The sequence below is a fragment of the Desulfamplus magnetovallimortis genome (genome assembly GCF_900170035.1).
In the GTDB taxonomy this organism is placed as follows: domain Bacteria; phylum Desulfobacterota; class Desulfobacteria; order Desulfobacterales; family Desulfobacteraceae; genus Desulfamplus; species Desulfamplus magnetovallimortis.
On record NZ_LT828547.1, the window covers coordinates 189,803 to 212,827 of the forward strand.

The 23,025-nt window shown below is 41.3% G+C and carries 14 protein-coding genes; 7 read left to right on the forward strand and 7 right to left on the reverse strand.

Going from position 1 to position 23,025, the window contains the following annotated elements; all coding sequences use genetic code 11:
- From MTBBW1_RS28425 to MTBBW1_RS14885, 3 genes are all read right to left on the reverse strand, one after another.
- A partial coding sequence (locus MTBBW1_RS28425) for a ligand-binding sensor domain-containing protein (RefSeq protein WP_222424070.1) occupies nt 1-2,624 on the reverse strand: 2,624 nt, incomplete at its 3' end.
- Nucleotides 2,625-2,704: 80 nt separating this feature from the next.
- Nucleotides 2,705-3,778, reverse strand: coding sequence for an acyltransferase family protein (locus MTBBW1_RS14880; protein ID WP_080804548.1), 1,074 nt, complete (start codon nt 3,776-3,778; stop codon nt 2,705-2,707).
- Nucleotides 3,768-4,235 (reverse strand): pyridoxamine 5'-phosphate oxidase family protein, encoded by a 468-nt coding sequence (locus MTBBW1_RS14885; protein ID WP_080804549.1) that lies wholly within the window; start codon nt 4,233-4,235, stop codon nt 3,768-3,770. The genes MTBBW1_RS14880 and MTBBW1_RS14885 overlap by 11 nt, the downstream gene beginning before the upstream one ends.
- A 730-nt stretch (nt 4,236-4,965) precedes the next feature.
- Here MTBBW1_RS14885 and MTBBW1_RS30210 point away from each other — a divergent pair.
- Entirely contained in the window at nt 4,966-7,821 is a 2,856-nt protein-coding gene (locus tag MTBBW1_RS30210) for a methyl-accepting chemotaxis protein (RefSeq protein WP_186441340.1), read from the forward strand.
- Nucleotides 7,822-8,156: 335 nt separating this feature from the next.
- Here MTBBW1_RS30210 and MTBBW1_RS29600 read toward each other — a convergent pair whose 3' ends face one another.
- Nucleotides 8,157-9,137, reverse strand: coding sequence for a hypothetical protein (locus MTBBW1_RS29600; RefSeq protein WP_245809404.1), 981 nt, complete (start codon nt 9,135-9,137; stop codon nt 8,157-8,159).
- A 387-nt stretch (nt 9,138-9,524) separates the two neighbouring features.
- Here MTBBW1_RS29600 and MTBBW1_RS14900 point away from each other — a divergent pair, with 387 nt between their 5' ends.
- Genes MTBBW1_RS14900 through MTBBW1_RS14910 form a run of 3 tightly spaced genes read left to right on the forward strand, consistent with a single transcriptional unit; the run spans nt 9,525 to nt 14,650 of the window.
- The gene (locus MTBBW1_RS14900) at nt 9,525-12,806 is read left to right on the forward strand and encodes a LamG-like jellyroll fold domain-containing protein (protein WP_080804551.1); all 3,282 of its coding nucleotides are present in this window, start codon (nt 9,525-9,527) and stop codon (nt 12,804-12,806) included.
- A gap of 27 nt (nt 12,807-12,833) precedes the next feature.
- Nucleotides 12,834-13,811: a CoA transferase subunit A gene (locus MTBBW1_RS14905; RefSeq protein WP_080804552.1), complete on the forward strand. Its 978-nt coding sequence runs from the start codon at nt 12,834-12,836 to the stop codon at nt 13,809-13,811.
- A gap of 26 nt (nt 13,812-13,837) precedes the next feature.
- A complete protein-coding gene (locus MTBBW1_RS14910; RefSeq protein WP_342743907.1) occupies nt 13,838-14,650 on the forward strand; it encodes a CoA-transferase subunit beta in 813 nt (270 codons plus the stop codon).
- A gap of 309 nt (nt 14,651-14,959) precedes the next feature.
- On the opposite strand, the gene pruA is transcribed toward MTBBW1_RS14910, so the two are convergent.
- Entirely contained in the window at nt 14,960-16,591 is a 1,632-nt protein-coding gene (pruA, locus tag MTBBW1_RS14915) for an L-glutamate gamma-semialdehyde dehydrogenase (RefSeq protein ID WP_080804553.1), read from the reverse strand.
- Nucleotides 16,592-16,920: 329 nt separating this feature from the next.
- Here pruA and MTBBW1_RS14920 point away from each other — a divergent pair, with 329 nt between their 5' ends.
- The 3 genes from MTBBW1_RS14920 (at nt 16,921) to MTBBW1_RS14930 (ending at nt 20,862) form a co-directional block, all read left to right on the forward strand.
- Complete coding sequence (locus MTBBW1_RS14920) at nt 16,921-18,729, forward strand: site-2 protease family protein (protein ID WP_080804554.1); 1,809 nt, start codon at nt 16,921-16,923, stop codon at nt 18,727-18,729.
- The gene (locus tag MTBBW1_RS14925; RefSeq protein WP_139786781.1) at nt 18,726-19,886 is read left to right on the forward strand and encodes a tetratricopeptide repeat protein; all 1,161 of its coding nucleotides are present in this window, start codon (nt 18,726-18,728) and stop codon (nt 19,884-19,886) included. The genes MTBBW1_RS14920 and MTBBW1_RS14925 overlap by 4 nt, the downstream gene beginning before the upstream one ends.
- Nucleotides 19,887-19,983: 97 nt before the next feature.
- Nucleotides 19,984-20,862: a LysR family transcriptional regulator gene (locus MTBBW1_RS14930; RefSeq protein ID WP_080804556.1), complete on the forward strand. Its 879-nt coding sequence runs from the start codon at nt 19,984-19,986 to the stop codon at nt 20,860-20,862.
- 60 nt (nt 20,863-20,922) lie between these two features.
- Here MTBBW1_RS14930 and MTBBW1_RS14935 read toward each other — a convergent pair whose 3' ends face one another.
- Complete coding sequence (locus tag MTBBW1_RS14935; RefSeq protein WP_080804557.1) at nt 20,923-22,299, reverse strand: HD domain-containing phosphohydrolase; 1,377 nt, start codon at nt 22,297-22,299, stop codon at nt 20,923-20,925.
- Nucleotides 22,296-23,000, reverse strand: a complete 705-nt coding sequence (locus MTBBW1_RS14940; RefSeq protein WP_080804558.1) for a PAS domain-containing protein — start codon at nt 22,998-23,000, stop codon at nt 22,296-22,298. The genes MTBBW1_RS14935 and MTBBW1_RS14940 overlap by 4 nt, the downstream gene beginning before the upstream one ends.
- Nucleotides 23,001-23,025: the final 25 nt, after the last annotated feature.

Here is a 23,025-nt window from a genome sequence, read left to right on the forward strand (position 1 = left end):
GGGAAATTCAAGGCCGTAAATTGGAACGCAAATACTGACTCCTTATAGCTCAGGGTCAGGGTATCGGTGGCGTTGATATGGTGGGGCAGCCGTTTTGACGGACCGTATGAAACTGATTTGTTGAACAGCAGAAAATCCGTCAGCAACACAGGTGGTGGAAAGGTGTTTGCTGCAATGTCATTGGGATAGAATGCATTGTATCCGTTGACTCCGCCAAAATACAATTTTCCGGACGCATCCTTCCATGCAGCGCCTGTTACAAATTCTTCGGCCTGTACCCCGTCTTCGGGGCCATACTGCGTAAATTCTCCGGTATCTGGATGCAATCTGTTGATACCCTTGTTTGTGCTTGTCCATACATCACCGGCATCATCCACCAATACCCCATAGACCACATCATTACTAAGCCCGTCCCGTTCACGATAGGCCCTAAATTCTTCTCTCTCCAGATTCAATCTGTTGAGTCCGCCGCCATATGTGCCGATCCAGAGATTGCCATTCTGATCCTCTGTGATATCTATGATTGAGTTTTTGCTCAGGGTGTTTACATCATCATCATCGTTCATGTACCGGACAAACCGGGCATCGTCGCCTGGCAGCAGGCGGTTCAATCCGTTTTCTGTGCCTATCCACAGATTCCCTTTAGAATCTTCAAACAGGCAGCGTATCCGATTATCACTGAGAGTGTGGGGATCGTTCTTATCATGCCGATATTTCCGGAAGCGGACATCATCGCCTGGAAGACGCATATTGAGCCCGCCGCCAAGGGTACCCACCCAGAGATTTCCCTGTGAATCTTCGGTAATTGAGGTCACCTCAAAGGGGCTTAAGCTGTCGGGATCATCGGCATCATGAAAATAGTGCTCAAAGCGTGGACGATTTCCTCCCTCACTCTCCGCAACCATCCTGTGAAGTCCGGTACTTGTGCCGATCCAAAGTGAATCGTTGGAATCCTCGAATAATGCCATGACCAAATTTCCGCCAATATTGCGAGGAAATTCTTTCTCGTTTAGTGCAAAAAGATCTTCAAGACTAAAGGGATCATCATGGACATGTGCAATGTGAAGGAAGGTTGCTGGATTAAAAGTTGCTGGATCATAAGTTGCTGGATCATAAGTTGCTGGGTTGTTGGTTGATGGATTTACGGGGATGCGCATATTCAATCCGTCACCATAGGTGCCCACCCATAACGCACCACGGGAATCTTCGAGGAATGAGGTCGTAATATTACCGCTGAGGCTGCCTGGTTCGTGGGGAAGGTGTTTACAATGGCCAAAGGCCAGAGTTTTGGGATCAAAAAGATTTACGCACATACGCGTGCCAATCCACAAAAGTCCCTGGGCATCTTTAAAAATGGTAAAGATCTGATTGAAACTCAGGCTGTGAGGATCAGTGTTGTCATGGTAGTAGCGTTTGAAACAGCCGGTTTTTGAGGTCATCTGGTTCAAGCCGTGATCAGTACCCACCCAAAGATTCCCCCTGGAGTCGGTTTCAAGGCTGTTTACATGATCATGGCTCAAGCTGTATGGGGTTTCTGTATTATTAGTGTAGTGCGTAAACGCTGGAGTATTTCCGGCCGGCAGTGCCAAGGCATCCAGGCCGCTGTCTCGGGTTCCTATCCATAATATGCCCTGTTCATCCTCAAGCAGAGCGGTCACCGCATCACTGGCAAGGCTCCGGGGATCATTCTGGTGGTGCCTGTAGGCCATGAATCGTCCGGTCTGCGGGTCAAATGAATTGAGTCCGCCATCGTCAGTTCCGATCCACAGTGTGTGGTGACTATCTTCATATATGGCAGTCACCATGTTGCTGCTAAGGCTGTGCGGGTCATCGGGATTATGCTGAAAGGCTATGAATTGATTGGTTTCAAAATCAAATTGATGCAGGCCGCCGCCGAATGTGCCTATCCACAGCCTTCCCTGGCTATCTTCCAGAATGGTACGGATATCGTTATGGCGGAGGCTGGAGGGGTTGTCTGCCTGATGCTGATACTTTACAAATTGCTGTGTTATGCTGTCAAAGGCATTTAAACCATCATGTGTTCCGATCCACAGTGTCCCCTGTTTATCCTGAACGATGGTATTGATCAATACGTTGCTGACGCTGGCCGGGTCGGCAGGGTCGGAACGGAAGACTTTGATATCATAGCCGTCATAACGGTTCAGACCGTCCTGTGTACCGAACCAGACAAAGCCCTCACGATCCTGGAATATCGACAACACCGTTACCTGGGACAACCCCTGTTCAGGGCCAATCTGTTTAAAATAAGCGGCATTAGCCTCCCAGGCTCGTATAGGTATAATCATGCATATATAAAAGAGCAGAGCAAGGAAAAATTTTTTTTTCTGAGTTCCTTTATAATGAGTTCCCTTATAAACTCTATTCTCTGACAGGCTTAATGAAGCATCAAAGTCATTTAAGAACAGAAGTTTATGAAGGTTTTTTAATAAGCTCCCAAGGGATGCAACACCCGCAATAATGCATGAAGATTCATGAATCATGTTGTAACGCTCTATAAATAAACGCCTATGGGAGGCAACACTCACAACAAAGGATGAAAATACATGAATCATATTGTGGAGGTTTACAAATAAAAAATGATGCCATTGGGTTACCCGTTTCATTATTCCTCTCTATGTGTAAATATTCGCAATTAATAGCATATTGCCAGTAATGTCAGAATGTTGGGTATATAATGAGTTATTCAATTCAAGCTGTTTCTCTTGCGGCTTTGCTTATAAAAAAAATATGGCTTTTCAAAAATAAGATATGATAACAGAGCAACAATCCCAGAGATGAAAAAGGTTAAAAGAAACGCTGCTATGGTAGTTATTAAGGGGTGTACACTGTCAATCAAATATTTTTTGATAATATGTGTAAAAACAATAGGAATGACAATTGTGTGATAAAGGTAAAAAGAATATGAAATATTACCTAATTGACGAAGATATCGAATATTAAAAAAACTGTTTAAAATGCCTTTCCCAAAACAGATGTTGACAAATAAAAGACTCATAAGAATTAAAAAACAAATATACCAGTTTGAAAAGTTAATATTAAAAATCTGACTGCCAACAAGAATTATATATCCTGCAATCAGGCTGAAATCATTTCTGTTGTTTGCCCAGTTTTGAAGCTGATTATCATTAAAGGAAGCAATCATTGCACCAAAGAAAAAAGCCTCAAATCTGATATATGAGCTTGGAATCAGTAAGAACCCTAAAGCCAGAAGTAATAATATTTTATTTTTCAGGGAATCGCCGGAAATGAAAAAAATTAAAACAGGCACTGTGAAATAAAATATAAATTCATAAAATAATGACCATGTGACAACATGATAACTTTTAACACCAAATTCCTTTACTCCATGAATTAACAGAGTGTTCATAAAAAAAGTTTTCAGATCAAAATCAAACCATTTGAAATGAAAAGAGAAGAAATAGGTAGCAACAATAAGTGCAACTATGAATGCTGGATAAATCCGAAAGAAACGAGACAATATAAATGAAGTATATTTGAATTTTGTCTCTTTTTTAATTAAACGAACTATTAAAAAACCACTTAGTATAAAAAAAATATCCACCCCGTAATGTGATTTTCCAATAAGATACAGTAATTTAAGCAAAAGCGTATCTGCATTTGCAAGTGTTATATTGGGATGATGGAGAACATCTCTTACAACAGGCAGCATGAAATGTACGAAAAACACTAAGATGACAGCATAACCACGGACTCCTTCCATTGCTCCATATCGTTCAGTGTTGGACTCATCTGTCATTGGATTTTCCTGTAATCTCCTCTATGATAATCCGTATAACCGTTGTCTTTTCAAACATTTTGGATATATAATCATCTCCGCTTTCCATGTGGTCGGGACAATATTTCCGGAGTAACCCCTGAAGACCTCTTTTTTTATCTTTATTATCTGCAATAGATGCTCTGCCTGTGACAATAGCGCTTTCATAAATTGTGGTAAATTTTTCAGGAAGAACCTTTGTCTTTCCAACCACACAGAACGATACCATGGGGTTGGAGAGGATATTGTCTATTTTGTGACCTTTATGTGCACAGTGAAAAAAGATATCATTTCCCAGAACCACATAATTAAGAGGGACGCAGTATGGCTGATTTTCGGAATCAACTGTTGAAAGTACTCCATATTCACCGTTAACAACTATTGACATGGCAGAATCCCTGTCAATACTCCTCTCATTGCGTCTCATCTGTTTATGCATATTTATCCATCCAGTATTTATAAATAGTTTTTTTGGCATGTTTCATTCGTTGAGTTACATTATTATGAACCATTATTTTCATGATTAAGGGATTATCCTGATTTGTCATCATGTTAATCCTTAAATCATGGCTCAACATTTTCCGCAAAGTGTAAATCGGGAAATGAATAAAGCCTTACTTCTGAGCTTTATTAACAGAAATTTTACCTCATGGCAGCAAAAAAAATCATTTTTATACAATTTGCTCTTGCCCTGTCAATATTACTTGATATACTCTTACATTGAAAATTGATATTAGCGTGAAAATCTCTACTTATAATCTCCTTAAAGTCGACACCTATGATCTTGTAAACCTTGTCAACAGTGCCTGAATCAGGATTCCCAAGATTAACAAAGATAAGGCAGGATTAGCTATCCTGAGCATCCTATCCATCCTGGTTATCCTGGTTCAGACAACTGCAATAACTTCTGAAAAAGCAATAAGATGTCGATTTTGAGAATATCAGTGGGTTATAACTTAAAAAATTTCGAATTTTGATACCAATAAATGATGCCCTGAATCCTTTCTTTTTTTAATCTTTCCGGATACAAACTTCTTTTTTGAAATATCTATTACTAAAAGCAGCATGCTTCATTTCTGTTACCCTTTCCGGAGAGCTTAAGACTCTTGAAAAATCAATGTTCTAAGAAGTTAAATTAACATAAACCATAAACACAGATGAGGAAAATTATGAAAAAAATGAGTCTTGGTGCAAAACTTATCCTTTTTTTTATGCTCGTGGGCTTAATTCCACTTGCCGTAATGGGTACAATATCATTTGTCAACTCCAATAATGCACTTACGAGTCAAACCTATGCACAATTGAGAGGAATGCGGGATATAAAAAAATCCCAGATACAGCAATTTTTTGATGAACGTCAGGGAGATATGGGCGTTTTGATGGAGACTGTCAACACTTTGAGAAATGATGCTTTTATAAGACTTGGAAGTATTCAGTCACTTAAAAAACAGCAGATAGCAGACTACTTTAAAAGCCTCTTTCTTCAAATGGAGATTTTTTCAAAGAGCGCGGATGTCCATACCCTCTACAGCCGCCTTGTCCAATATCACAATGACATGTTTGTTTCTGAAACCGGAAATTATGATGTGACAACTGCTGAATACAAGGATATCTGGAATCGTCTTGGCAAAAATCTGAAGAATTTCAAGGAGCGCAGCGGAGTTTATGATGTATTCATGATCTGTGCAAAACACGGCCATGTAATGTACAGTGTGGCAAAAGAGGGGGATCTTGGAGAAAATCTGGGCTATGGAAAATACAAGGATAGTAATCTTGCAGCCCTGTGGCGTAAAGTTGTTCAGAGAGGAAAAGAGGCTGTTGTTGACATGGAGCCCTATGCACCAAGCAACAATGAACCTGCAATGTTTGCAGGTTATCCCATTCATGACGACAATGGAGCGATGATTGGGGTCATTGCCTTTCAGATTCCACTTGATCAGATCAACAGGGTTATGACCACCCGTCAGGGCATGGGAGAGACGGGAGAATCATATCTTGTTGGATCTGATAAGCTTATGCGTTCCGACTCGTTCCTGGATCCTGAACATCGCTCTGTCAAGGCAAGCTTTGCCCGACCAGCCAAGGGAAGCGTTAATACAAAAGCTGTAAATATTGCCTTTTCCGGCAGTTCAGGACAGGACGTTATTATTGACTATAATGGTAATCCTGTGCTTTCATGTTACGAGCCGCTTCCAATCATGGATATTACCTGGGCAATCATAACTGAAATGGATGTTGCAGAGGCTTTTGTTCCAAAAGAAGAGGACGGAACCTTTTTCTATAATAAATACACAGAGCTGTACGGCTATTATGACATGTTCCTTTTAAATCCTGATGGCTACTGCTTTTTTACAGTTACAAGAGAGACTGACTATCAGTCAAATTTTTTGAATGGCCCCTATGCTGATTCAGGACTTGGAAAACTGTTCAAAAAGGTTATGGCAAGCAAAAAATTTGGAATTGCAGATTTTGCGCCATATGCCCCAAGCAATAACGAACCATGTGCTTTTATTGCCCAGCCTGTAATCCACGAAGGCAATGTTGAGATTGTTGTGGCACTGCAACTCTCACTTGATGCCATAAACAAAATCATGCAACACAGAGAAGGAATGGGAGAAACAGGAGAGACATATCTTGTGGGGCCTGACAAATTAATGCGGTCAGACAGTTTTCTTGAGCCTGTTCACCATACAGTAAAGACCTCCTTTCAAAATCCCTCCACAGGAAAGGTTGATACAGAGGCATCAAGAATTGCACTTTCCGGCGGAGAAGGTCAAAAAATCATAACTGACTACAACGGCAATTCTGTGCTTTCAGCCTATACTCATCTCAATCTTGGAGATTTCTCATGGGCACTTATTGCTGAAATTGATGAATCAGAAGCCTTTGCCGCTGTAAATACTATGAAATGGCTCATGGTTCTTGTTTCATCAATAACTGTTGTGTCTGTTATCCTTATTGCATGGCTTATTACACGTTCGATAACAAAACCAATCAATTTCATTATTGAAGGCGTGAGTGACGGAGCAAACCAGGTTACAGCGGCATCAACACAGGTATCCTCGGCCAGCCAGTCCCTTGCTGAAGGTGCAAGTCAACAGGCTGCATCCATTGAAGAGACATCATCATCCATGGAAGAGATATCTTCAATGACACGTCAAAATGCTTTGAATGCCAAAAATGCCGATAACCTTATGACAGAAGCCAACAAGGTTGTCAGGATGGCTAATGATTCAATGGTAACCCTTACCCGTTCCATGACAGAGATCTCTACTGCAAGTGAAGAGACCTCAAAGATTATCAAGACAATCGACGAAATAGCCTTTCAGACAAACCTTCTTGCCCTTAATGCCGCTGTTGAAGCAGCAAGAGCAGGAGAAGCTGGAGCCGGCTTTGCAGTTGTGGCTGATGAAGTAAGAAATCTTGCCATGAGGGCTGCAGATGCTGCAAAAAATACAGCACAGTTGATTGAAAGCACTGTTGCAAAGGTCAGCGATGGTGCTGATATTGTTGACAAAACAAACCGCGCATTTCAGAATGTTGCTGAAAGTTCTGAAAAAGTTGGAAGTCTTGTTGCCGAGATTGCAGAGGCTTCAAATGAGCAGTCAACCGGAATTGACCAGGTCAATATTGCCATTGCGGAAATGGACAAGGTGGTACAACAGAATGCAGCAAATGCAGAGGAGTCGGCATCAGCATCAGAAGAGCTAAATGCCCAGGCCGAGCAGCTTAAAGATTTTGTCAGCCAGCTTGTGGGAGTCATCACAGGGCAAAACAGTGGCACGGGTGGAAATAGTGACGGAGGCAGGGGTTATTATGTGCGAGAGGGCAGAAGCAGTAGTGAAACAGCTTCAAGAACAGGGCAGCATGGTATTTCCGGTAAAAACAGATCCGGCAATGCACGTCAGATTGCCTCAGGTACAAAAAAGAAAAATTTTGCAAGCGATAAAAAATCTGGTCATTCAGGGGAGATAAGGCCGGATCAGATGATTCCATTTGATGATGAAGATTTCAGTGATTTTTAGTTACATTACTGTGGGGTTTCATAGCAGTAATTTACGCCGGATATTCAAAAAAGGCTACACTCAAATATTTTTTATATTCTTCGTTGTGTAATAGCCTGTCGGGTGTGATTTGCACTCTGTATGGAACATAATTTGCTGATTGTCCTTAAGTCAGTTACTCCATTGCCGCTTTTGGCGGATGTCTGATGGAGATAGTCAATACTGTTTACGTAAACGACAACTTCGTTGGCGGGGCGTGATGCAGTTTCTTTAGAGTAACTGACTGTTTTTTCAATTATTTATGTTTTCAATAAGGAGTGCATATGAAATTTCACAGAGTTTTTAAAAAAAACTGGTTATAACGGATTTAGGGGTTGCTTGTAAAAACCCCCTTGAGAAGCCGAAATCAAAAGATTTTGAAGCCAGCTATCATGATAGCGATGTCCGTTTAGTATTTCTGCCGGGCTCTGCAGGCCAACATATTTTTTGACGGTCAGAGGATTGGACGGTGCGAAATTATGGATGAGTGCCCATCCTCGAATATTAAGTTCTGCAGATACTAAATTTCCATGGAAATATTGAGTTGTAAAAAGATGCCTATCCATCCTTTTCATAAGACGATCTATCATATTGCTTGTTCTCAATGCTCCAACAAAATCATAGGCAATTGAAAAACATTTTACATTTGTATGTAATTTTTCAATGGGTTTAAGAATGGCTTCCGGAACGTCAACCTCCTTCAGTAGCCATTCATGGAGACGTCTTACTCGTTGGGAAAAGGCAGCTTTTGTGACTGCATTGTAGCAATTCCACATTTTATCAGCTACTTGCTTGAAAAGGACTCTATACTTTTTCTTGGATCGATCCCGGATCTTGATGTACACATGAAGAAAACAGGCAATCAAAACGGTATGGGGAAAAAGCGTTGTCCATGCGTTTTGAGTCCATTGCCAGCCGTCGGTATTAACAGTTCGAGGGGAATACTCAGGGTTCAAACACTGTGCCTCATACTTAAAATTGTTATAAGCCCCGGTCAACGCCTTTTCTCCTGCATCCGTAGCAATCGCCGTGCCGAGGATACAATTGCCGCCGACAGTAGTTGCCACATAGGTCTTTTTACCTTTGATCCATGAGTGTTTTTCATCAGCACCAAGGTCTTTCGGAATACTTTCAATATTTCTTACTGTGGTACCAACAAGATTATTTCGACCAAGGGATTGTTCTAATCGATACCAATACATTGGATTTTTACCAAATACGTGGGATAGTGCCCAAAAAGGAACATCAAATTTACGCAAGAATAAGCCATTTTCCACGTCATCAACCATGCCTGCCATGTAAGGCATTACAAACGATGGGCGAATGGTATAACTGAGGCCGGAAACTTTTATCCTGCGAATAAAAATTGACAGTTTCTCAGAGAAATGAATATCCTTCAGTTCATACCCAAACTCAATACCAGCAGGAAACAGCTCAGGATAAGCTTTGATGTTATGATCAAGTTCTTTTCTGAAAGCTGAAGGATCTTTGATATTTGTGTTGTAGTTATCAGAAACAAAAGGGACACATATGGTTCTGTTTTCTCGATTTTTTTGCATTACAAACCTCACGTAAAATGGTTGATGCTTACACGAGAATTATAATAAAATTTCAAAAAAAAGCTAAAGAAAATGCACACCCCCTAAATCCGTTATAACCAGAAAAAAAAATATCTTTCGGTCTGGTTGTTTTTTATCATCATTGCAGCGTTTCTTAATCCTTTGATTGCTTCCGGCATTAATGCCCCTTCAGGTATAAGGATTGCTGAGATCAGTTCACTTCTTCCGGAACCTACATGTACAGACGGTATTCAAAATCAGGGAGAGACTGGTGTGGATTGCGGCGGCCCCTGCCCCAATGCCTGTTCTGCAGGAAGAGTTTTTTATGTTGCAAACAATGGAGATGACTCATTTGACGGACTATCCCCTGAAAAAGCCTGGCGAACCATAAATCATGTCAACAGTCAGACCTTTGAGCCTGGAGATGCCGTTCTTTTCAGGCGGGGTGATACCTGGCGGGAAACAGTTTACATCTCAGAATCTGGCACACAAGATGCCTATATAACCTATGGGGCTTATGGTTCAGGAGCAAAACCCCGAATTCTGGGATCAGAAAGAGCATATGGCTGGGTTGCAGAATCTCTTGCTTCTAATGTATGGCGCTCCGAAAACACCCTTGATATTCCAATGTCTCCAGGGTATGGTTCCCACCCTGCAAGTCTCTTTTTTGGTGAACCAGATGGCTCAACAACCTGGGGAACCATGCAGAGCATTTCCTATGCCAATACCTGCGGAACAAATTTTTCGTCACTCACGGATGAGTATGACTGGTGCTGGAAAGATGGTTATATCTATGTATATTGTGAGCAGAACCCTTCAACCAGGTATTCTTTTATAGAGGTGCCGCAAAGGGATGCTTCAATCCGTATGGCAACATCTCCGCCACAGGAGTATATTATTGTGGATGGCCTCGAACTTATGTATAACATCAAGGCAGGTTACGATGACGGCTGGCCAATGGATTACGAGGTAAAAGGGCTTGTGATAAAAAATTGCCATATTGCCTATATTGGTGTCAGAGGTGCTGCAAGTGCAATGGGGCTTCAGATATGGCATTCAGATATGCTGGTTGAAAACAATGATATACATGACAGCGGCCGCAGAAATATATCCTACAATGTATATGTTGACAATGGTCGCCATAATCATGATCTTGTTTTTGAAAATGTGACATTTAAGAATAACACTCTTCACAATGGCTACCATACAAACGGTTTCGACATATCAGGTGGCTCAAGCTATAATGGAGTCTATTTCAACGATACCTTCAGAAATTTCTCATTTATTGGCAACCTTATTTACGACGATCCTGATGATGACCCCACCAACACTCCCAATGACTGGACAAGCATGGGAATTTACCTTAATTCCGAGGCTGCAACTTTTACTGATTTTAAAATATTCAATAATATAATCAGCTATCCAAAGCAGAAAGGACTTATTGTCAGTGGTGTTGATAATGCTCAGATATATCACAACACAATTTATGGCATGAATGACAGGGCAGGTGGTTCTGGATACCGTTCCATTGTTTCCATCTCGGGAAGCAATGAAAATCTCGAATTTTACAACAACATTGTTCATGGAACCGTTGAAAGAGGCAATTACCTTTGCCGGAATATTCTTATTTCAGGAAGTGATACAGAAGTTTTGGGAATGGACTATAATCTTTATTATCAGGATGATCAGACCCAGCGTCTCTTTGATAATCCATATGGCTCATACAATTTTGATGAGTGGAGTCAGTATCAGACAGAAACCGGATGGGATACAAATAGCCCATCACCTGCAAATTCAATGTTTTCTGATCCTTTGGGTCTTGATTTCAGCTTGCTGCAAGGAAGCCCTGGCATTGATGCCGGCTTTTTGATTCCTGGTGTAAACGATGGCTATGAAGGTTCTGCACCTGATATTGGAGCTATTGAGAGTGCCATTGATGAAGGTGGAAGTGGATTAATCCTTCATATGCCTTTTGATGGGAATGCAAATGATATCAGTGGAAATAAACACCACGGCGTTGTAACAGGTGCTGCAACAGCGGAAGACAGACATGGAAATGTAGATTCAGCTTACTATTTTGACGGAGAAAGCTACATAACGGTTGAGTCTGATGATTCTGTTGTAAACGTGGATAGTGACGGATGGTCACTATCGCTTTGGGTTAAACCGGATGAAAATCAAGAGAGGAGTTCTGTTCCATTAGTGTCGTATGGTTATGGCAGTGCAGGTGGTTATAGTTTGGCATACTGGTGGGAATATGGAATGTTTCGAACAGATTTTTATGCCTACTCCTGGGATGATATCTCTTATGTAGCCCAGGATGAACTGGATGATATCATTTGGTATTTGCACACAATCACATATGATGGAAAAAACCTTAAACAGTATGTGAATGGCATTTTAGTGGGGGAGACCGAATGTGAATACCATCCGACAACACCAGAGGGCACCTATAGCCTCCGATTTGGAGCCGATTCAAAAGATGTTGCATACTTTTTCAAAGGGTATATGGATGATATCAGGATTTATGACAGGGCGCTTACAGATGTGGAAATTGCTCAGATGTCGGAACTGGAAGGTGCTGTGCGAGCTGTCAAGCTTGGTGCTTATTCTCTGGCAGATTTTGAACAGAATAGACTCGAACCGGTCAAGTTCTCAAACTTCTGGGCTGTCTGGGGAAACAATGGAAATGCCTATTCCGAGGTTGTGGAAAATCCCGTCAAATCAGGCTTCAACACCTCTGACTATGTTGGCGTCTCTCATACATTTCCATCACTTCCGCCTCCGGATTCCACGGATTGCGATAAATCCGAGTATGTGTTGACAGCAGCCGATGGACTGGTAACAGATCAGCATCATATCATGAGATGGAAACTTTTATTTACCGATGATGCAATAGTTGAGATAGAGGATATTGTATGGAACTGGATGAGTTTTAATCAAATTCATCCCGGGGTCGGGAAGTATCCCTCTCCTGGACAGTCCGGCGAGACTGATGATACTATAGCTTATGGCGGGGGGATTTTTAATGATCTAAAAAAAGCAGATGAAGATGACCCTTATGTCTATAATTTTAGATACAGAGCTGTTCCTGATGAGGAAATTGTGCCTTTCAGGATCAATATCGGTGAGTGGATGTCATTCACCTATGAGATCTTCTGGACACAATCAGACAATGGTTTTTGGCGAGTGTGGAAAGATGGTGAATTGTTAGCGTCTGCTTACAATGTGAAAACCCTTCCCGATTCCTATGATCCTGCCGAAGACGATTTTCTTCATTTTAAAACAGGACTTTATAATAAATGGGATGATCCAGAGATAGACAGCCTCAGTTTGTATTTTGATGATATCGAACTGTACATTGGAGACAACATCCAAGTAGAGGACGTTTGCCCTGAGTGTATGTGAGACTCTTTTTCATATTTAAGGAGTGAAATGAACCTGAAACAGGACAAGGTAACAGACCTTGCAACCGCTGTTAAAACATATATAAAGGATGGTTGCCATATTTCGATTGGCGGATTTACCATCAACAGAAATCCCATGGCAGCCGTATATGAAATCATACGCCAGAGGGTCAAAAATATTCATCTTTATGCCCACTCAAACGGTCAGGGGGTTGATGAACTTATAGGCGGGGGCTCTATCTCAAACCTTGAAATTGCCTATGGTGGAAGCGGAAAATTTGCTGCAACCTGTATTCGTTTCAGGAAAGCTGTTCAGGAGAATCTTGTCACTGTGGAGGATTATACAAATTACCAGATGACACTTCGTTTTCTTGCTGGTTCCATGGGCATTCCTTTTCTTCCCACAAGGTCATCACTTGGCACAGATATTATTAATAAATGGGGCTTTTCACACAAGATGAGAGGCGATTCACCAAAGTTGCCGGACAGCAAACTTGTTGAGATGGATAACCCATTCAAAGGCTGGTGTGATGTTGAAAAGGTGGTTCTTGTTCCGGCAATTAATCCTGATGTAACAATAATTCATGTTCAACAGGCAGACAGACGGGGTAACTGCCGTATTCAGGGATTGACATTTGCAGATGTTGAACAGGCAAAATCGGCAGAACATGTTATTGTTACATGCGAAGAGCTTTGTGATAACGAAGTTTTGAAGAGGGATTCCCACCAGAATCAGATTCCTTTTATCCATATTGATGCTGTTGTTCATCTTCCCTATGGAGCTTACCCTACAGCTTGTTATAAATATTATGACTATGATCCACGTTATCTTAAGGATTATGCTGAAAAAGCAAAGGATGATATAAGCTATGGCAAATACCTTGATAGCATGATTTACGGGTGTCCAGATCATGCAGAGCTTATCAAAAAGATAGGGCAAGAACAGATGTCACGGATATCGGCTGACCCTGAAACCGGATATGCTAAAAACCTTGACAGAAGGTGATTTAAAATCTTGGTTAAGCTTGGTTCATGCAAAAACTCCATGTGGAGAAAATAACTATCCATTGTGAGACAATAGATATGGATTACACATTAAAAGAGATGATGACCATTATGGCAGCAAGGGAGATCAGAAACAGTGATATAGTTTTCTGTGGAACAGGTATTTCCATGCTTGCTGCCATGGCTGCCAAAAATATTAATGCACCGGAAAGTGTAATTTTTTTTGAGACAGGAGCCATTGACTCAAGGCTTGAAGAGATCCCCCTTGCTGTGGGGGATTCAAGGGTAATGTATCAGACATCTGCCAATGGTGGCCTTCTTGATGCCTTTGCAACAATGCAGAACAAAGTGACGGGAAAGCATGTAATAGGTATTCTCGGGGCCGCACAGGTGGATAAATTTGGCAATCTAAACTCCACTGTAATCGGGGATTACAATTCTCCTTCCATACGTTTTTCAGGAAGTGGTGGCGGTTGCGATGTTGCGTCATTTGTGCCAAGAAGTATTATATTCATGCAGCATGAAAAACGAAAATTTGTAAACAGGCTGGATTATCTTACAAGCCCGGGATATCTTGACGGCCCTGGTGGCAGAAAAAGGGCAGGACTTCCTGATGGCGGGCCTGTCATGCTTATCACAAATCTTGCTGTTATGCGTTTTGATGATATAACAAAAGAGATGTATCTTTCAGCCTTTTATCCTGGAGTGTCGCCTGTTGATATTCTGGAAAAGATGGAGTTTAAAGTTGATATCTCCCGTGCAACCGAGGCCACGCCTCCCACAGAAGAGGAGCTTTGGCTTTTAAGGGAAAAGTGTGATCATCAGAGGTTGATCCTCTGAAATTTCTGACTCTGTTTCCTGAGAAGTGATCACGAAATAACTTTTCCTTGGGGTTGGTTCTAATTTAGGCCATTTGTCTTAATCAAGATAACCAGGATAAACGGACATGGCTGTGACTCAGCCACCCCCGAATATTAAAATTTGTATCCATTTTCACGGTAAACCGCCATGGCCGGAGTCCGGCCACCCCCGATCATGGAAATAATGTATCTATTTCCACGGTAAAAATTAACATTGGCCGATATTAGAACCTACCCCTTTTCCTTTTATGAACGGGGACAGATTTGCAACTGTCCCCAAAGTATGTAATCAGGATTCCTGCATAAATGGCAGGCGATAATCCCTTGTAGGATTAAAACACTCCTTGATGGTTCTTGGAATCATCCAGCGGGAGACATTCTGCTTGCTGCCAACCTTTTCGTTGGTTCCGGAGGCCCTTGCGCCTCCAAACGGCTGAAGTCCCACATATGCTCCTGTGGTCTTATCGTTGATGTAAAGGTTACCTGCAGAGTAGCAAAGCTTCTTTTCCATCTCAATTATGGCTTTTCTATCCTGTGCAAAAATTCCACCTGTCAATGCATATTCAGATGTGGATTCACAAAGATCAAGAGCTTCCTCATAATCTGCATCTTTATACACATAGATGGTTACGACAGGGCCAAAAATCTCCTCTTCCATTGTCTTGAATTTTGGATTTGTTGTGACAATTACCGTGGGATCAACAAAGAATCCTTTTGAATCGTCATAACTTCCACCGGAAATGATCTCGGCTTCAGATGATTCCCGTGCATGATCAATGTAACTTTTTATATTGTCAAAGGAGTTCCGGTCTATTACAGCCCCCATGTAATTTGTAAAATCTTCCACATCCCCAACTTTCAGATCTGCCAACTGCTCCAGAAGAAGATTTTTGGTTTCAGGCCAGATGCTTTCCGGAATATATACCCTTGAAGTTGCCGAGCATTTTTGTCCCTGATATGAGAATCCCCCTCCTATGATTGCATGTACCATGGGTTCCACATCTGCGGAACTGTGTGCAAAAAGAAAATCCTTACCACCTGTCTCCCCCACAATTCTGGGATAGCTTCTGTATTTTTCAAGGTTGCCGGCAATGGTGCGCCACATTCTGTTGAAGGTGGCAGTGGAGCCTGTAAAGTGGATGCCTGCAAGCATTTCATGTTCCATTGCCATGGGGCCGATTATACTTCCAGTGCCCGGGACAAAGTTGATAACTCCGTCAGGCAACCCTGATTCCTGCAGAAGTTTCATTACAAAATAGTTGGAATAAATGGCACTTGAAGCTGGTTTCCATACAGAAGTATTGCCTGCCATTGCAGGAGTTGAGGGCAGATTGCCTGCTATTGCAGTAAAGTTGAATGGAGTGACAGCAAAGACAAAACCTTCAAGGGGGCGATGCTCCATACGGTTAAAAACACCATCAAATCCGTTTGGCTGTTCTTCCATGAGCTGGCGGACAAAAAAGGAGTTGAAGCGGAAAAAATCCATAAGCTCACATGCAGAGTCGGCATCTGCTTCATGTACTGTTTTGCTCTGACCAAGCATGGTGGCGGCATTAAGGGTATCTCGCCAGGGGCCTGATATCAGTTCGGCGGCTTTCATGAATACAGCAACTCTGTGCTCCCAGGGCGTTTCCTGCCATTTTACCTTGGCTTTCAGGGCACTTTCAATTGCCATCTCCATCTCTTCTGGCCCTGCCATGTGATAATTGGCAAGAAGATGTCCGTGATTATGCGGAATAACACATTGACCGGTTTTGCCGGTTCGTATCTCCTTGCCGTCAATGATCAGGGGGATATCAATTACACTTGATTTCATTTCGGTGATTTTATTTTTAAGACTCTGTTTTTCTCTGCTTCCCGGAAGATAAGTCAGCATCATTTCATTTTTTGGCTGCATAAGATTGAAGATGGCATTGGACATGAATAGCCTCCTTTGGTATGTATTTTGTTTTAGGTATATGTTTTACTCAAAATCGACATCTTATTGCTTTTTCAGCCGATAGTGCATTTGTCTGAATCAGGATAAACAGGATGTTCATGATATATAATCCTGCCTTATCTCTACTGGCATAACGGTTTAGCAATTTTTTAGAAGTTGACCTTTTTGAGAACTTACGACTCTTGAATTTGAATAATAATATAACAGGATGATTTGATATAAGTAAAATTCATAATTTTCATATTGGAGTTGAATAATTTTCATGACTGCTGTATGCTATTTGTAATAATTGTTTTTGGGAGGGATTAAGAATGGACTGGATTTATATTGCTGCTGTGCTTACTACTTTGCTGGGATCTGTTCCTGTAATAATTATATATAAAATGTCATCCATGAGGCTTTTGAAAGGAGATATAACTGCAATTTCAAAGGATGATATTCCCCCTGAACAGTGTGCTGTTTTAAGCCAGGGATATGAATTTGCAAAGAAGTATGGTTTTGAATTTCAGGCATATGTTACCCGTCCCCCGGTGATTCATGGTCAACCCTGGGGTATGTATGGAGCTTTGTACCTGCACAGGGAGACAAATACCTCGGTTCTCATTTATGTTGAACCCATGAAACATCCGGTATTTGAGTGGAGGATGTCACTTGTAACTCCCTGCATGGTCGATGTTGCAGATGAAAATGCCCATGCTTTAAGCTCTGTTCATACTCCGATATCCAAGGGAAAATTTCATCCATGCTATAAAGTTACCTTAAACGGATCAGAATTTAACAAAACTGCTCCTCCTAAAGATTACGATCTCCATGATGCAGTGACTCCTTTTCCTGAAGAGCAATGGGAATTCCATAAAAAACTTTTGAAAAGCGAGAAAAATGAGAATCTGAAAAGCTGTGTTAACAATGGAGACGAAAAAAAATACTCAAGCTATGATGATGAGAAAAACTCCACCTATGTTGAGAAAAACTCCATCCATGAAGCAGATCATGATAATCGTTTTTATGATATGAAACAGGATGAAGCTTTAAAGGCTCATGAATCTGTTTTTTTTCAAGGGCTTGTGGAAACAGGTATCCTGAAACAGAGCAGTGAAGGCGTATATCACCTTCCGGCAAAGCTTTGCCTGCATATATGGAATCGCAACAGGGTTATTCAGGGCACACTGCTTTCCCGCAAAGCAAAGGAAGTAAAACCAAGCGTTCAGGTATCTGATCCTTCTGAAAGTCAGTATGTCTCCTATCAGACTTACAAAAAAATTCAACAAAGCAACAGCAGAACCTGGCTCTCCAAAACCATTATACTGCTTGTCACTGTGCTATTTTTTAGTTTTGCCTTTGGTCTTTCATTTTCATGGGATTTTCTATGGATGCTTCTTCTGGTTCTTTTCATCCATGAAGGAGGCCACCTTCTTGGAATGTGGTTGTTTGGATACAAAGATCTCAAAGTGCTTTTTATTCCCTTTATGGGAGCCCTTGCAACCGGCAGAAAAGATAAAATCAGTGCATGGCAGGAGGCACTTATCCTTCTTTTTGGGCCTGCCCCCGGATATATAGCTGCGGTTGCTCTTCTATGCAGTGGAATTACGGGGTTTGATTCATGGTTATTCGACCTGGCAATTTTATCGTTAACCCTGAATCTGATAAATCTGCTTCCTTTTATACCGATGGATGGAGGCAGAATTGTCAACCTTGCACTATTTAATCGTCTTCCGGGCTTTCAACTCATTCTAAACCTTGTCAGTATTGCTGCGTTTATATCTGCATGGCTCTACTGGAACGAACATGTTGCAATGGTTCTTGCTGCAATCCTCCTGATCAGCCTGCCCAATATTTTGAAAGAGAGGATTTTCCTTAAACATCTTTTTAAACACAACGCCCATAAATCCGGTAAGGGAGTCAGGGAACTTATTAAAATATTGAACAGCCATAAGGCATGGAACAAGCTAATACCACAGAAACAGTGGCAGTTACTTGATTCTCTCTCATACAGGGTGCAGCATGCAAATGCGGGGTTTGTCAGTTCTATATCAATTTTTATAATCTGGATATCAATTATTGTGTTGCCTCCGCTTTTTTCATGCCTTCTGAGTTTCGTGGTGATGCTGTTAATCTCTTGAAAATAATGACCGGCAATTTTGATCCGGTTTCATCTCACTCCATTGAGGAGGTTGCTGACCTTTATGATCGTGAAAAAGATGTGCCATCAAAGATTCGTCAGGCAATGATGCTCGCATCCCGCTTATCCTGTGAAAAACCAGATGATGGCAACCGTTACTGGCAAGAGCTTAAAATTATGGTTGAAAACCAAGAGTTGCAACCGGAACTCCAAGGCGAGTTCTACCAGGGCATGAGTAATATCTGTCGAAGTTACAGTAATGCTTGCAAAAGCTATGAAGAAGAAGGGTGCAGGGCAAAGTATCTGAAAAAGGCCATGGACTCTTTTGACAGAAAAAACAGAAACCTTGAGCAGGGGCTGTGGGTGAGGGTTGAGCTTGCCGGGATAAGTTCGGAAAAATTTGATGATCGGTCAGCCTGGCTTGATGAAGCAGTTGAAACTGCCAATTTGCTTGATTTATCCGATGATATCTTTTCAATAATCAATATTGCACGCAGTCATCTTTATGAAGAGAAAAGCAAAATTTATGTTAAAGACCTCAATGATTACCTTGATCTTGCTGAAAAACACCTGATTGCTGCAATGGATTCCAATAGGGAGAGCCTTAACGTTTACCAGAAAAGAGATGTCCAGATTAAACTTATAAATTTTTATATCAGGAATAACAGGAAAGAGAAGGCTCTTGACAAAACTATATCATGGATATCAAATCAAGATGTCTCCATATATCAGGGAGGTAGAATTCAGAATGACCTCAATTACATTGCAACCCAGCTTCTGATGAATTCTGATACTGACAAGGCTCTTTTTCATCTTGAGAGGGTGATGCCTGTTAATGGCGCAGACAAGGTTGAACTTGCACTTGCAAGGATACTTATGAACGAAAAAAGGGGCATTCAGGTTTCAGAAAAAAAGTTAAATGAAATTAAAGAGTATGTTAAAGAGGTTGAAAATGAATATGAGTGGGCATCTTTGTCAAGTTACATTAATTTCAAAAATAATAATGAAGACGATGCTTTAGATGGAACAGAGAGTTCTTTTTCAGAACAATATCCTCTGTCAAAGGAGTGGTATTTAAAAATGGGAGAAATGATTGCAAGGGATGAGTTTTCATTTGTTGCAGATAAACTTCAGCTCTACAGTGAAAATACACTTTGATTATCATGTTTGGTGATGACTTTAAATAAAATGACTAACATTTTTATATTTGGGGGTGATTGATACGTAGTCAATCATGTCTGTTTAGTTAAATATTATGGATCTTAATAAACTCAAAACATTTTATTTTCTGGCACAAACAAAGAACTATTCAAGATGTGCTGAAAAACTTTTTGTAACCCAGTCCGCTGTAAGCCATGCCATACGGACTCTGGAAGAGAGCCTTGACCTTGTTCTGATAGAGAAGAAAAAATCTGGCTTTGCATTGACACATGAAGGAGAAATCCTCTTTAAAAGTTGCAGGAATATCTTTTTTGAGATTGATAAAACCCGTCGGCTTCTTCTGGAGAGCAGAGATTTTCCAGAAATAATCAGGCTTGGCTCAACTGTGGAATTTGGGATGAGTATTGTCTTGAAGGGGATTAAAGATTTTTTTGATAAATATCCAGGTATTCACATTGATTTCAGGCTAACCCACAATCTTTTCAAGCCCCTTTTGGATGATGAGTTGGATCTTGTTATTGACTGTAAACCCAATGCTCATCCTGATGTAAAGTCCATTCACCTCTTTCAGGAGGAGTATGCAGTAATAGCTTCCCCTGAATACATTGAAAAGCACAATATTAAAACCACCCGAGATCTGGAAAAGTGTAATATTCTCTCCCTTGACAGGGAGCTTGTCTGGTGGAGCAATTTTATAAATGCCCTTTCAACCGATGAGCAGGTTGTATTTAACAGGATCACAGAGATAAATCATGTCAGAGGTATTATTATTGCCGCTATTTGTTCAATAGGTGTTGGTTTTGTTCCAAAATATACTATGGTCAAGGAGCTGGAGCAGGGTGAGCTTGTTGCACTTTTTCCTGATATGGCCCTTTTAAACGATCATATTAACATCCATATCAAACACAGAAACGCTTCCCTTGATAAATTTTGTCTCCTTATTGATTACATCAAGGGGTTTAAATTGCAGTGATTTGTTTTGGGGTTTGCAATTATTTTTTTTGCAATTGTATATTGTAACTAATCATGGCTTTCAGGTTGCAGTGATTTTTGCTGCATAACGGTTCAATGCCCTGTGAAGGCTTTTTCTGAACATTACAATGTCAATGGGTTTTTCTATGAAATCCGATGCTCCTGCCCTGAGAGCTCTTAACGTATCACTTTTGCTGTAGTGGCTGGCAGTAACGATTACCTCTGTGGGTGGGTTCAATTCTTTGATTTTTCTGGTCAGGGTAACTCCATCAATTCCAGGCATGGTAAGCTCTGTCATAACAAGGGGCGCAGGATTGTCGGAAAATGCCTGTAATGCTGTTTGGGAATCTGTAAAACCGGATGGTTCGATGCCTTCAATTTTTATCTCATCCATGATGCCCTGGAGAACAAGGTTGTCATAATCCACAACAAATATACGCATGTCATCAAGTTTGAGAACATTCTGGATGGCATGAACTACATCTTCATCATAGGTAACTCCCATGCCCCTTGTAAGCTCTTCCATGGCCTTATCCCTTGGCATTCTGGGGCGGTAGGGGCGATGGCTTGTCATGGCATCAAAAAGATCTGCGGCTGATATGATCCTTGCCCACAGGTGAATATTTTTTCCGGAAAGTCCAAGGGGATAGCCTGAACCATCAAGTTTTTCATGGTGCTGATGGACAACATCGGCAACAGGCCATGGAAAGGGAATCCTTTTGAGTGTATCATAGGCAGTAATTGGGTGCTGCTTTATCATCCCCCATTCATATTCTGAAAGTTTCCCGGGTTTGTTCAATATGGCAGCAGGAATTATGGCCTTGCCGATATCATGGAGAAGTGCTGCCACATGAAGTCCCTCAAGGTCATCTCCGTCAAGTCCCATATCTTTGCCTATCTGAACTGCAAGTTCTGCCACATGCTGGGAATGGCCTGCTGTATAAGGATCACGGCTCTCCACAAGACCGCTTAAGGCTTCTGTGATGCCTTTGAAGCTTTCTGCAAGATTTTTGCTAAGTCTTATGGATTCCCTGGCATTTTTTCGGGCATCAGTGACATCACTTATCACCTCAACGCAGTGCCTTATCCTGCCTGTGTCATCCTTGATTGGAGCTGCTGAAAAGTTGAAGATGCGGTCAAGATGAGGCTCAAATGCTTCAGCTTTGCTGTAGATGCCAAGGGATTGCGCCTTGAGGATGGGGCAGTATGGCGGCGGGGCATTAGTACCGTGGACAACAGTATGGCATTGAGAGTCAATTATTGCATGGATATCCATGCCAAGAAGCCTTGCTGCTGCCATGTTTGCCCTTTTTATCTTAAAGTCGGGACTTATAAGCATTATCACATCATCAAGTGCATCAAAGGATCTGCGCCACTCTTCTGATGCAAGCTTCAGCGCCCTTATCATGGCTTCTCGTTCAGTTGTATCCCTTATCATGCACAAATGGTCTGACGATCCAGTATTTTTAGTTTTTGTGCAATAATTTCCACAGGAAGCATTTTGTTGTTTCTGTTTTCCAGCAGATTCCACGATATAAGTCCTCCCCTGTGTTCCTTGAAACGGAAAAAGCTCTTTTTTGCCTCTTCTCTTAAATTTTCCGGCTGGAGTTCCCATATATTTTGACTCTGAAGCTCCTGGAGGCTGTATCCTGTCTGGCGCTGGAACTCAACATTGGAGTCAACGATGGCTCCGGTGTCATAATCCACAAGGAGAATACCTTCTCTTGCAAGTTCAAAAAAGGATCTATATCTTACTTCCGATGCTATCAGCTCATTTTCGGCTTTTCTGGCATCTGTAATATCCATAAAATGCCCAAGGACTGCCCTGTTTTCACCTGACATGATGGATGAAACACTTTCAAGTATCCATCGTTTTTGACCAGATTTTGATATTACCATGAATTCATGGGGTTTTGTTTTTTGTCCCTTGAGCATTTTAACTGCATTTTCTCTAACTTGGTCTCTGTATTCAGGAGCCACTATATCAAGAGGGTGGAATGTGGTAAGATCCTCTTCAGAGTAACCGGAAATCTCTTTGAATTTGGGATTTGAGAAGATAAAACGGTTGTTTCTGACCATGTAAATGCCTATTGGAGATGATGAAAAAATTGTCTTCAGTGTGTCCGGGGAGTAATTCATGATATAGTTATGTCCAGAGTCAATT